This is a genomic window from Thermophagus xiamenensis (assembly GCF_900112795.1).
GTDB lineage: Bacteria > Bacteroidota > Bacteroidia > Bacteroidales > Marinilabiliaceae > Thermophagus > Thermophagus xiamenensis.
Map to the genome: position 1 here is coordinate 79,876 of NZ_FONA01000012.1, position 13,482 is coordinate 93,357.

Below are 13,482 nucleotides of genomic sequence, written 5' to 3' on the forward strand. Positions count from 1 at the left end.
TGTGTTGGTCTTTTTCCGGAAACTTTTTTTATTTTTTCTGCGTTTTAGCTTTAAAATTGAATATGTCACGAATTATATTAATTCTTGAACTCTTTTTTGTTTGTATCACTTTATCAACCGCCCAGATTGGTCATGGGGGACGACCTTCGATAATGGGTGCAGAAATAATGATGCATGACAAAAGTTTTGGAAACATTAGTGATCAGCCACAGACGGTCATATCTTTTACTCCACCGACCAATGAATATATAAAAACGGAACTGAGGGCCAATAAAAAAGGTCGTCCGCTTCGGTTTGCCTATCCTAATTTTGTAGACTTAAGCCCTGAGAATTCAGGTATGATATCTGTTCTGGATGATGGGCGATTATACTGGCAATTACGGTTGACGTCGGTTGGCGCCTATTCCTTGAATGTTATATTTGATCGTTTTCATCTGAATCAAGGAGATTCCTTGTTTATTTATAATCCTTCAGGAAGCTATGTAATTGGTGCCTTAACTGAAAAAAATAATAAGTCGTGGGGGGGATTGGCAACGGCACCTGTTCCCGGCGATGAAGTGATTATTGAATGGAAAGGGAAAAAATTAGGCGAAGGCGGTGCCCAATTGAAAATAGGTGCAGTCAATCATGATTTTTTGGGTATTATCAATGTATTGGCGTCGAAAGTGGGGCAATTTGGTGACAGTGGCCCATGCCATACTGACTTTACTTGTTACGATGATTCAACCTGGCTTCTCAATGGAAGGTCGGTTTGTCAGGTTATTGTTAACGGAACGGAATATTGTAGTGGTACCCTAATGAACAATAGTTTGGGTGATGGGACACCATATGTTTTGACTGCCGGACATTGTTTAGGAACAAATCTCTCACCGGAATCTGTGGTTTTTATCTTTAACTATGAAGTGCCCCAATGTCAGACTTTTATAGACGGAAGTAAAATACAGAGCATTTCCGGTGCCAGTTTGAGAGCCTATGCCGATCAGTTGGACTTTGCTTTATTGGAAATGTCGGAATATCCCCCGGAATATTTTAGAGTTTATTATTCAGGATGGGATCTCACCACAACACCTCAGGGGGGTGTCCATACGGTACATCATCCATACGGAGATGTAAAGAAAGTAGCTGTTTCATCGGAGTCGCCGGAAGAAGCAAGTTATTTTGCCACTTCTCGTTTAGGCAATACGTTTTTAGAGGATGCGCACTGGAAAGTAGCCCAATGGACTGATGGAACAACTGAGCCTGGTTCATCAGGAGCAGGATTGTTCCTGGGGAATGGGGCATTTATTGGTCTTTTATCGGGTGGCTCGGCAACCTGTAGTAACCCCGTGAATGATTATTTTATTCGTTTAAACAAAATATGGGATTATTTGCCGGAGGATACGGCACGGGTCGACTTATGGCTTAACCCTAGTGGCGAAGATATTTCTTTTCTACCCGGACTCAATCCTTCTGAAGGCAATTTAATGAGAGTATCTCATTTTCCCGAGGATGGCATCCCTGAATTAAAGAAAATCAACGGGGCCAATGAGTATTGGACCGGTCCAAACAGCTTAATGATTACTGATGTGGCTGAGAAATATGATGAATTCTCTTCGGGTAAAATTTACGGTTTATTTTTGGTGCCGGGTGCAAGTTATTACGCTGGCGATGGGAATATCGACATCAAAATCTGGTCGGGGACCGATAAACCTCAAACTTTATTGGCCAGTAAAAATAACGTTAAAATTGGCGCAGAATCTAATAAAGAGCTTTTAATCCTATTTGATGAACCGGTTTCCTTTTCGGAAAATTTTTTCGCAGGTTACACCATTGATTATTCTACCCCCATTGATACTTTTGCTGTTTATCAGGTTGCTACAACAGAGAGAGACAATTCTTTATTTCTGAATTCATTAAACAGTGGCTGGCAGTCCTATTCTTCATTAAGCGGCGATTTCCCGTCTATGGCATGGATTGATGTACTTGTTGGCTATGTTAATTATACAGATTCAAGCCATATTGATATCCCTGAACAATTTTACATTTCACCCAATCCTGCCGGAAAATATACAAATATTTATTATCCTGAAAATGGGACCGGACAAATTTCTATTTATAATTTAAAAGGAAATCTGGTTTTGACTAAACAGGTGACCATAAATGATAATTATTATGAATTGCGTTTTTTTGATCGGCTTGTAACCGGTGTTTATTTGTTACAGCTTAAAATTAACGGGAAAGCTTTAGTGAAAAAATTAGTAGTTCAAAAATAACTGAATCTCTTTTTCCTATTTAAAACGATAATAATATCAAATACAGCCGGGTTACAAAATCTTTAGATTATCAATGCAAAATATTTCCGGTGTGACCATATTCCCTGAGTCGTCTGTTTTACTGCTGGATAGAATAAATTCAATTTTATTCACCTTATTAAGGTCACTAAGGTCAACTGTAGTCCAGTCTTCAATAATATAGTCACGTTTATTGTTGTCAAAACGATAATCTGCCAAAAAGAAATCAACAGAACCTGTTATTTCGCCTTGCGCGTCTATGCCTCTGATTGTGACCTTGCACCAATCGGCATTATTACTTCCGCTACCACCCATTCTTTCAAATTGGTCGCTTCCAAATTTCATTAAATATCGACCTAGCGTTGAATTATTGATGTCAATAGACTTTAACAAATGGTCCTGACCCTCATTAAATTGAATAGTTGGATAATTAGAATCAGAACCATTGGGATATCGAACTAAAAGAAAATAATCGGATTGATCTTGACTCGCATATACGCTGAAGGGCGAGATATCCTCCAAATCAGAGGAACTACTTCCCATATTACTTATTCCAAAACCTTCCCATGTTGTATCATTAATAAAAGTGTTAGAAAAGAAGATTTCCTTATAAGAAAATCCGGCATTGTCAAAAGGTCCAATATGAAAGGTATCAGTCTCGGTCGAAAGGGCTAGTTCATTGAAATCTGCCAATATGATTACATCAACATTAATGGTCATGGAGTCGGAACCATAGGGGGTGATAACTTTAAAAAAGTATTCAATGTTTCCCAGATTGATAGCTGTATCGGTAAGAAATTGACCCGACACATCCAGTTTTTGCCCATTTTTCCGCCATTCGTAAATAGCATCGTAATTGTACGTTATTTGGGGTTTTAAAACAATAGTATTGCCCAGATTAACTTCAATTTCCTCATCACTGCCGGCCAAATATATCTCGGGCGGAGGTATTTCCTTCTCATTATCTTTACACGCCCCTAAAAGGCCTATTATTGATATGAGAATGAGTTGAAAAATAATAACTCTTTTCCGGATTATGAGATTATTGTTGGTTAATCGATTGTTCATCTTTGAATTATTGATTTCTGATATTAGTAATTAGCCATGATCAAGATATTTTTCCGTTTAAGATATACGCTTGGTCATGTCCAATTTCTTACCCTAATGTTTTTTTATAATGAGTTCTTGAGTCAGTTCATTTTTTAAGCAGCAAAAATGTGATCAGCCCCCAATTAACTCGCTTTGTTTTGCCTGTATTTTAAATAGTGTTCGATAAACCCGGGCAGGTCTTCAACGGCAATACGTTTACCAATAATTTTTTTGTCTTTATCGAGAATGAAAATAGTTGGGGTACTTTTGACATCAAAATGTTCTCTAAATCCAGTGTGACGATAGGGATCCCAAACATTGATAAAGTCATAAAGCTGGTTTTTTTCAATAAAATCAACCCATTCGGGTTCGTTGCCCTGGGTATATACGGCAAAAATCTTCACACCTTTATCTATCAACTTTTTCTGGTAAATTTCGTTGAGTTTGGGAATAGCTTTTTTACAGTGTCCGCAATCGGGTTCCCAAAAAACCAATATGGTTACAGGAGCATTAATTTCATATAATCGGTAATATTGACCGTTAAACGATTGCATTTTCAGGTCATGGGCTTTGTTGCCTATTAAGGTGGGTTTAATTTCTTTAACACGGGTTTCAAGTTTTTCTAAAAACTCTTCATCGGCCCAGGTGGCCTCCCCTGCGAGGTAATATTTTTCAGCCAGGCCAACCAACATTTTATCCATGCCCATAATTTGACTATCATTGGCATAGTTGAATAAATTACTCACCATAAAACGGAAAACTTCGGATGAAGGTCTGGTTTTCTCAATCAGTTTAATGGCTTCATTGAGTAGTGTATCAGGTATTTGCGGAAGAACCGACGAAAAATAATTTTCTATTTTACGGCCAAAGAAGGGAGTTCTCAGAATCCGGGCATCGGTTAAGTCAATATTATCAAAGTAGTGTTCTCTGTAGTAACGATACTTTTTTATTCGCAGTAAAGAATCCGGGTTGCTGGCACCTTCCGGAACCTCGAAGTCAGGTATTTCAACTTCCTGAATACCTTTTAAAAACAGAGCCAGGAGAGTTCCAGGATTTTCTTCGATTAAGGTATTCCATTGATGTTTAACTTCCTGGTTTAACTTTTCCAGTTCTGCTTTAATTTTTTCTCCTTGAGAGGAGTCTGCATCGGTATTTTTTAATTGTTCTTGCAGATTTTTGGCTTTTTCTTGTCTTTCGGCAATAAACCGTTGGTATTGGTTAAATAATTTTGTTTGCTCTGAGCCATTCACCTTCATCGAGTTGATAAAATCTGAGGTGTCTATACTAACCTCAAAATGTTGGTCCTGGTCAATTAAAACATCAAAGTATTTTTTGTTGGGAAGATAAACCACATATATTCCCCCCGGGAGGGGTTTATCATCGCTAAAAATGGCCTTGCCACTGCCATCTATTCGGGTGGTATCATCAACGTACATGCGTTGATTAAAATAGTGACCTAAAATTAACGTTGTATCTTTTAACCCATTTATGGTAATTTCTATTCTGTGGCCATTAGGATTATCGCCCTTAAAAGAGATAGGTGTTCCATATATTGAGAAATTTATGGCCATCCAAAAGAATAATAGGCTAATATTTAAAAATTTCATAAGGCGCACTTTGTTTGGTTAGGTAATTCAATGCGTAATTCAACAAAGATAAAGTTTGATGTACTGCCCATTGGGGGTTAAGGCTATATTTTTATAGCCATTAAACATTGCTGCCAATGGCCTGGGTTTTTTCCTTTAACCATTCTTTTTCCTCTTCTTTTAGGTTGGGAGATAATTTATCAAAAACCTCTCGGTGATAATTGTTTAGCCATTCGATTTCCTGTTGATTAAGCATATCTTCCACTATTAAAGAAGTGTCAATGGGACAGAGGGTAAGCGTTTCAAAATTTAAAAAGGTGCCGAAATCAGAGTCGCCGAAATGGCGGGTTAATACCAGGTTTTCGATTCGTATGCCGTATTCCATTGCTCGATAGATGCCCGGTTCGTTAGAGGTCACCATCCCGGGTTTAAATTCTGTTCCATTGTCTTGTACTCTGATGCTTTGAGGCCCTTCATGAACATTTAGGAAATAACCTATTCCATGGCCGGTGCCATGACCGTAATTTCTTTTATGAGCCCATAATGGTTGTCGGGCCAGAATATCGAGCTGAACACCCCGGGTGCCTTCAGGGAAAATCGCATTGGCTAAAGCTATATGCCCTTTAAGAACCAGTGTGAAATCTTCTTTTACCTGGTCTTGAACAGGACCCAGTTTTATGGTACGAGTAATATCAGTTGTTCCTGTAAGATATTGTCCTCCTGAATCAACCAAATAAACCCCTTTATTTTGAAGAGTCGTATCGGAATCGGGAGATACGTCATAGTGAACAATAGCACCATGAGGACCATACCCGGAGATAGTTTTAAACGATTCACCCTGAAAGTTAGGTGACTGACTTCTGAATTTAAGTAATTGTTGAGCGGCCGATAATTCAGACACCGTACCTGTGGGTACAGATTCTTCCAACCATTTCAAAAATTTAACCATGGCAACACCATCCTCAATCATGGTTTTTTTGATGTTCTCTATTTCAATCTCATTTTTTATTGATTTTAATGAGGTTATGATACCGGTACCTTCAATTTTGGGCACATAGGCTGGTATCGATTCATATAAAATCGAATTATTGCGCAGGGGATCGATATAAGCCACTGCATGTTCCGGCAGTTCCTTAAGGTGAGAATAGATTTCACCATATAGGTTAATGCGTATTTTATCTTTGGATAAATGTTTGCCAATGGAAGAGGTTAACTTATTGGGATTAATATAGAGAGACACGTGGTCCATTGAAATCACCAGGAAAGCGTGGAACACCGGATTAAAAGGAATATCGGTACCTCTGAGGTTCAGGACCCAGGCTATTTCATCAAGAGCACCGGTAATGTAATGGGTTGCCTCTTTTTCCTTGAGGGCTTGCCGCACCAATTCTATCTTTTGTTGGCGAGACATGCCGGCCAATGTTTCCGGATGTTCGGATACCGGATTGTCGGGAATGGCCGGACGGGTGGTCCAAACATCTTCGGCAAGTGTTAGTTGTGTTTCTAACTGTATTTGTTTTTTGCCGAAGGCCTGGCTCATCTTTCGGACATCTTCCACCGAAAAGCAGGTGCCATTGATGGCTACTTTGCTGCCCGCCGACAAATTTTCGGATATCCATTTAATATAGTCAGGCACACCCGGAAGACCTTCCTTTACTAACTTAATGCCGGTTCCCGACAGTTGTTCCTCGGCTTGCAGGTAGTAGCGGGAATCGGTCCATAAAAAGGCACCATCACTTCCCACAACCAGCGTTCCGGCTGAACCGGTAAATCCGGATAAATAATCCCGAATCTTCCAATGCTCGGCCAAATACTCACTAATATGAGCATCATTTCCGGGTATTATACATACATCAATGCCATTAGCGGCCATTTTTGACCTCAGTTCCTGAATTCTTTCTGCAATATATGACATATTTATATTATTATTTTAATTCTTTTATGTTGATCCCAGCATTTTTGTTGAAAACAACTATGGAGGCTGGTTGACCATTTTCATTAAAAGTACCGGAAAAAAAAGTTTTTTCCTGATCACTTATGATGCGCAAAGCCTGTTGAGCAAAGTGAAAAAAATCGCCGTTGGTAATCTCGCCCTGAATGGTATAAGATAGCGATTCAGGCAAGGTTAAAGTGATTGGTGTTCCATTATTGGCAATGGATAATTCTTTTAATTGATGGCTTACATTTTCAATGATCAAAAAACCATTGGAAATTTCAATTTGTCCTTTTTCCTGAATTTTCCCAATGGTTGCAAAGCAAAAATTACTCTTTATAGTTATTTGTCCGGATTCTGAAATATTTAAACGAGAGGTATTGCCTTTTATATCGGCCCTGTTAATTTTATTGATGTTGAGCTGGAAGAACTGGCCCGAAAAAAGCCCATTGTCCACACGTTGTATATTAACGTTGGCATTGTCCAATTTTAAGTTGCAGGATGCTGCATCAATCAGTTGGGCATTGGAGAAGGCAAGATCGCCATTTATGGTGTCTATTGTAGCCAACTTATTTTGCACCAAACGGCCATATCTTAATGTTGGTTCGAACGTGGGAACAGGAGCGTTTAAAGTGATGTCACCAAACTGATTATTGACTATAACTTGTTGTTGGCCGGATGGAATAAAAATTTCATAATTGATTTCAAACGGAAAATTGGAATAGAAATTATCAGCAAAAGAAGTCCTGAAATAAACTTTGCCTTCGGTTTCTGTACTACTTATATTTATTTGGTCAAAAACTTCCTGTGCCAAAGTTTGATTCTTGGTTTTCACAATTAGTGAAACCTTCACCTGAAGGGTATCGTTATCATGCGCGTTAATGGTAACATTGCCATGCTGATTATGTAATTCAATGCCATCATAAACTTTGGAAGAGAAAATCCATTCTTTATGCTCTGACTGATATGGTTGTTCTTGTCCATATATTAGAGTATTCTGAAATATTAAAGTGCCTAAAATCAGTATGTAGGTTAAACGAAATGCTTTCATCATCAATTGATTTTTTTCGAAAAACAGCAGAAAAATATATTTTTCATGGGCTAAAGTAATGAAAAAGGAAGAAGCGGTGAAATTTTGATTGGCATTAATGCTTTTGGTTTAATAGTGCCCACATGAACAAATATTTATACATGCTTTCAGGATAAATCTTTGGGGGCTTATTGTTTACCGGCATATAAAAGTGGTTTATTCTCTCAAAATTTATTTAATTTAGTTCCTCTTCTCCTTATCTCTTTTTTTTGTGGATACCTATTTAAATAATAAACGCAGTTTTTTTTATAAGGTTTATGATTGAGAATCCAATAATGGAATGTTTGGATGATAGGATTTCCTTCATGGTCTGATATCGGTTGAAAACCGGTTACTTACAATTTGATGACAATGAAACGAGCATGGCGGCTTTTGCCACAAAAGAATATGTATAAAACTGAGGCAGAAGTGCACAGGCAGAAGGCAGAAGAAGTCAATAGTCATTAGTCAACAGTCATTAGTGTAAATGGACTAGTGACTAATGACTAACCACTAATGGCTACTTTTAATAAACAATATATCAATGAAGTAAGTAAATTTTATAGGGATGAAACGAGCATGACTAAGAAGGTTTGTCACAAAAAGAACATGTATAAACTTTAAGACATGCGAGTTCCATCAGGCCAATGAATTAGATAAATTTTATACTGATGAAACGAGCATGGCAGCTTTTGCCACAAAAGAACATGTATAAAAACATTGAGGCAGAAGTGCACAGGCAGAAGGCAGAAGTGAAATTTATCGATTTTATGATAGCGGGTTGGGAAATTTCCCCTTTAGGGGATTAAGGGGTGTGCGTTGGCCATAATGGACTTTAAACTAATTATATAAGTAAATTTTATACGAATGAAATCTTTGGTACAAAATATCATGCCAGAGTTGAATGAGGTCAGACTTTATTGCAAGAATTACTTTTTACTAAACCCAATTGGGTGAATTTCTTGTCCAGCCTTATATCCATTTTTTTTAAACAATCGTGTAACGAGAGTGGGGTACTAATCAAAAATTGGTAGATAAGGAGTACCAATTTTATAATATTATCGTACCAAAAATTAAAAGATAGATGAGGTATGATATCTGAACAGCAATTGGGCAAAGCCTTAGAGCATTTTGGCGGAATCATCATGATAACTGATGCTTCGGGCAGAATTCTTTTTGTTAATGAGCGGTTCGAAAATGTTTATGGCTACGAGAAATCAGAAGTAATAGGGGAAAAACCCTCCATATTGAAGAGTGGTTTTCATTCCCGGCAATTTTATGAGGAATTGTGGCAAACTATCTCATCGGGTGATAATTGGCGGGGGGAAATGTTAAACCGATGCAAAAATGGGGAAATAATTACCGAACAAGCCACTATATCTCCGATTTATTCCGAAGGGAAAAAGGAAATTACCGGGTATATAGCCATAAAATTTAATGTAACCGAAAAAGAGAAAATCAAGAAACGCCTTGAATGGAAAGAACAGTTATTCGAAAAACTTTTTGAAAATTCCCCATTGGGTATATTCATTCTGGAAGAAATCAGCACGGAAGCAGGCATAGTGGATTATATGATAACCCGCGCCAACTTAACGGCCTCCGTGATTTTTAACCGTATTTCATTTATTAATCAGAGGCTTTCATCGGTTTTGGAAAACCAGAATTTATCTGCCCTAATTCAGGCTCATAAATCGGTTCGGCACGGCGATGAGATTTACGAATGGGAGGATGTATGTAAAGGCAAATATTTGGAATTTAAACTCTTTGCCATCGAAAAACATACAAAATGTTTACTTATATCGGATATAAGTAAGAAAGTGAGGATGGAATTGAAGTTAAAAGAGAATGAAAACAGATTGAAGGAATTAAACGAAACAAAAGATAAGATTTTCAGGATTATTTCCCATGACTTAAGAAATCCCTTTCAAACAATTATTGGCTTCTCCCACTTGTTAAATCAGGGAATAGAGAATTATCCGCCCGAAACATTGAAAGAAATTGCCGCTCAGGTATGTGAAATATCAGAAAAAAATTATCAGCTCATAGATGACCTTTTGAACTGGTCAAAATCACAACTGGGACAACTATCGGCAGTTACTGTAAATGTTCCCTTAAAAGAAGTTACAGATAAAGTGGTATCTTACTTAAAACCACAAGCCGACAAAAAAGATATTCAATTAATTAATGATATTTCCGATAATGTTGTTGTAAGAGCTGATAAAGATATGACGGAATTTATTATTCGTAATTTGGTTCATAATGGAATAAAATTTACTCGGGAAGGTGGTTCCGTTTATTGTTTTTCCGAAAAAGACGACCAGCATATCAAAATTCATATAAAGGATACCGGAATCGGCATTCATCCGGATAAAGTTTCGAAAATATTTTCTTTAACCGGTAATCTGTCTACAAAAGGAACAAGTGAAGAAGCCGGAACGGGATTAGGTTTAATGTTATCATATGAAATGGTAGTTTTAAATCACGGAAAAATTGAAGTAGCAAGTGAACCGGGTAAAGGTTCTTGCTTTACAGTAATTTTACCGGCTGCTTCTTAATTTTCAATGCTGCATGAAGGTTTCAAATCACTCTGGAGGCCATTACAACGCTGCATGAAGGTTTCAAATCACTCTGGAAGCCATTACAACGCTGCATGAAGGTTTCAAATCGTTCTGGAAGCCATTGCAGCGCTGCATGAAGGTTTCAAATCACTCTGGAGGCCATTGCAACGCTGCATGAAGGTTTCAAATCGTTCTGGAGGCCATTGCAACGCTGCATGAAGGTTTCAAATCGTTCTGGAGGCCATTGCAGCGCTGCATGAAGGTTTCAAATCGTTCTGGAGGCCATTGCAGCACTGCATGAAGGTTTCAAATCACTCTGGAAGCCATTGCAGCGCTGCATGAAGGTTTCAAATCACTCTGGAAGCCATTGCAGCGCTGCATGAAGGTTTCAAATCGTTCTGGAGGCCATTGCAGCACTGCATGAAGGTTTCGAAATAGAGCGTAAGATATTACATCAAATATAGAAGTCGTAACAAAAAGTTTGATATAATTGACGTGGCTGGTGGCTTTTAATTACAGCGCAAAAATTCACAGCCATTTTTTTTGTTTAAAAAAGAGAAGCATACCTAAAGCCAGAAGAGCCATTAACGCCAGTACCGCAGGATACCCATAATTCCAATCCAGTTCCGGCATGAATTTGAAGTTCATGCCGTAAACTCCAGCCAAGAAAGAAAGGGGGATGAATAATGAGGTTACAATAGTAAGTACTTTCATTACCTCATTCATGCGGTGGCCTTGATACGAAAAAAACAAATTGGTGAGTCCTTCAGAGCGGTGAATGCTCAAATCCGTTTCATCGGTAAGTTGCCACAATTGATCTTTTAAATCGGCGAAAAAAGGAATAACATCACTGTGGATATGTGCAGAAGGTCCTTTTTCGGTGAAAATAATGGCTTCTTTAAGAGGATTAATGGCTTTTCGCAGGTTAAAGAGGCTTTGCTTAATATGTTCCAGCTTAAAAATTTGTTCCGGCTTTGGATCATCCATGATTTTTTGAGGGAGTTCATTTAATCTGCTTTCCAATCCGTTAAGACTTGTATAATAGTTGTCAGTAATAGCATCCAAAAGAAGGTACAGCAAATAATCGGCTCCACTTTTCCGCACCAACCCTTTTCCTTCTCTCAATCTGCCGCGGATGTATTCAAAATGGTCACCCTTTTTTTCTTGAAAAGATAAAAGGATATTTTCTTTGAGGATAAAGCTGATTTGTTCCGATTCAATGTTTAATCCATTCTGAGGCAACAGAGATTTTACAGAGAAAAAAACCATGTCGGAACTTACTTCCACTTTTGGGCGCTGGGTGGTATCTACAATATCCTGAACCACCATTTTATCCAAATCGAAATGGTCGATGAGGCGTTTAATTAATTCGATATCATGAACACCATGGACATTAATCCAAAAATTGAAGTTTTTGCTATAGTTTAAGTTTTCGAAAATTTTGGAAAGATTGCCCTCACTAACAATTTCTTCAATTCCCGGTTCCGAATATTTAAATAACTGGATGGCGGGAGTATCCATGAACTGATGGCCTACAAACTGAATTTTAGGCTCAATCATTTTTCGCTGAAACCGGAATTTTGCCATGAATATAGATTTTAAGTGGGGGAGAGAGAAACTCTCTCCCAAATTTGAATATCAATCTACAAAAAAATTTTATTTGTGCTTTTTTAGAGTTTTGACCAAAGAAACCATTTTAATGGCGGTAATGGCTCCTTCATCGCCTTTATTTCCCAGTTTTCCGCCGGCACGGTCTTTGGCTTGTTGCTCATCATTGGTGGTTAAAACACCAAAAATAACGGGCTTTTTGTATTTAACGTTTAATTGCGAAATTCCTTGCGTAACGCCCTGACAAACATAATCGAAATGAGGTGTATCCCCTTTGATGACGCATCCCAGACAAATAACGGCATCGACATCGGTATTTTTAATGAGATGACGGGCCCCATGCGTCAGTTCAAAACTTCCGGGAACTCTTGCTACTAAAATATTTTCTTCTTTGGCACCATGTTTCACTAGGGTATTGTAGGCTCCACTCAATAAAGCCTCGGTAATTTCCTGATTCCACTCCGAAACAACAATGCCAAATTTCATTCCTTTAGCAGAAGGAACAAGCGTTGGATCATAATCGGATAAATTCTTAAGGTTTGTTGCCATAGCTTTAGTTTATTCTGTTTTATATCAAAAAGAGGTTGTCGATTATCGACAACCTCTTAAATATCGTAAAATTAAATGGGAAAATAAATTAACCGGATACTTTAACTCTGGTAATATATTTGTCGATTTGCCGACCTTCGGTGGTCTCCTGGTATTTATTTTTTATTGTAGTATAAGCTTCCAATGCTTTCTCTTTATCGCCAATTTCTTCGTAGAGAAGCCCCAGTTTAAAGAGATATAGGGGTGTAATCATTTCACTGTCGACAGAAGAAGTGGCTTTTTTATACCATTCAATGGCGTTCGCGGTATCTCCCGATTCCAGGTAAGCATCTCCAATGGCACCTTGGGTAGTAGCTTTAAGCAGCGGCTCATCGGTAGAAAATTTTTTCAGATACTCAATGGCCGAATTATAATCACCCAGATTCAGATAACAAATTCCGGCATAATATTGGGCTAATTCCCCCACATCTGTGGAGCCGTAATTTTCGATTATTTCCAAAAATCCGGGATTCATGCCGTCGCCATTGAGTGCCAGATTAAAACTATCGGTCTGAAAATATTGTTGAGCTTGAAAAACGCTTTCCTGAGCTTCTTTCTGTAGAGGCTCTACATACAGCTTTTTAAAAGCCCAATAACCACCCACAATCACTATCAGGGCGATGGCGGCAATACTGATAAGTTTCTGGTTATCTTCAATAAACTGTTCGGTTTTTGTCAATGCTGATTCAACATTTTCAAAACTGTCTTCGTGATGTTGCTTTTTTGCCATATCTTTAATTCGTTTTTTTCTGTAGGCAAATGTAATTCTTTTCCGTTTTAT

The 13,482-nt window shown here is 38.1% G+C and carries 10 protein-coding genes; 3 read left to right on the plus strand and 7 right to left on the minus strand.

All coding sequences use genetic code 11. The features are described from left to right. The first annotated feature begins 62 nt into the window (after positions 1-62). On the plus strand, positions 63-2,252 hold the full coding sequence (locus BM130_RS08805) for a T9SS type A sorting domain-containing protein (protein WP_010527390.1): 2,190 nt from the start codon (positions 63-65) through the stop codon (positions 2,250-2,252). 51 nt (positions 2,253-2,303) lie between these two features. On the opposite strand, the gene BM130_RS08810 is transcribed toward BM130_RS08805, so the two are convergent. The 4 genes from BM130_RS08810 to BM130_RS08825 form a co-directional block, all read right to left on the minus strand. Then, the gene (locus tag BM130_RS08810; RefSeq protein ID WP_010527389.1) at positions 2,304-3,338 is read right to left on the minus strand and encodes a DUF4465 domain-containing protein; all 1,035 of its coding nucleotides are present in this window, start codon (positions 3,336-3,338) and stop codon (positions 2,304-2,306) included. Positions 3,339-3,502: 164 nt separating this feature from the next. Then, on the minus strand, positions 3,503-4,966 hold the full coding sequence (locus tag BM130_RS08815; protein WP_010527388.1) for a TlpA family protein disulfide reductase: 1,464 nt from the start codon (positions 4,964-4,966) through the stop codon (positions 3,503-3,505). Positions 4,967-5,066: 100 nt separating this feature from the next. After that, entirely contained in the window at positions 5,067-6,860 is a 1,794-nt protein-coding gene (locus tag BM130_RS08820) for an aminopeptidase P family protein (RefSeq protein ID WP_010527387.1), read from the minus strand. Between the two features lie 10 nt (positions 6,861-6,870). Then, positions 6,871-7,932, minus strand: a complete 1,062-nt coding sequence (locus tag BM130_RS08825) for a DUF4097 family beta strand repeat-containing protein (protein WP_052298953.1) — start codon at positions 7,930-7,932, stop codon at positions 6,871-6,873. A gap of 686 nt (positions 7,933-8,618) precedes the next feature. Between BM130_RS08825 and BM130_RS15435 the strand changes: the two genes are divergently transcribed. Together BM130_RS15435 and BM130_RS08830 are read left to right on the plus strand one after the other, a co-directional pair. Further along, on the plus strand, positions 8,619-8,756 hold the full coding sequence (locus tag BM130_RS15435; protein ID WP_175560424.1) for a hypothetical protein: 138 nt from the start codon (positions 8,619-8,621) through the stop codon (positions 8,754-8,756). A 282-nt stretch (positions 8,757-9,038) separates the two neighbouring features. Next, entirely contained in the window at positions 9,039-10,502 is a 1,464-nt protein-coding gene (locus BM130_RS08830) for a sensor histidine kinase (RefSeq protein ID WP_010527385.1), read from the plus strand. A gap of 531 nt (positions 10,503-11,033) precedes the next feature. On the opposite strand, the gene corA is transcribed toward BM130_RS08830, so the two are convergent. From corA to BM130_RS08845, 3 genes are all read right to left on the minus strand, one after another. Then, complete coding sequence (gene corA, locus BM130_RS08835; RefSeq protein ID WP_010528846.1) at positions 11,034-12,092, minus strand: magnesium/cobalt transporter CorA; 1,059 nt, start codon at positions 12,090-12,092, stop codon at positions 11,034-11,036. Positions 12,093-12,161: 69 nt separating this feature from the next. After that, on the minus strand, positions 12,162-12,662 hold the full coding sequence (ribH, locus tag BM130_RS08840; RefSeq protein WP_010528845.1) for a 6,7-dimethyl-8-ribityllumazine synthase: 501 nt from the start codon (positions 12,660-12,662) through the stop codon (positions 12,162-12,164). Between the two features lie 88 nt (positions 12,663-12,750). Next, the gene (locus BM130_RS08845; RefSeq protein ID WP_010528844.1) at positions 12,751-13,431 is read right to left on the minus strand and encodes a tetratricopeptide repeat protein; all 681 of its coding nucleotides are present in this window, start codon (positions 13,429-13,431) and stop codon (positions 12,751-12,753) included. Positions 13,432-13,482 lie beyond the last annotated feature (51 nt).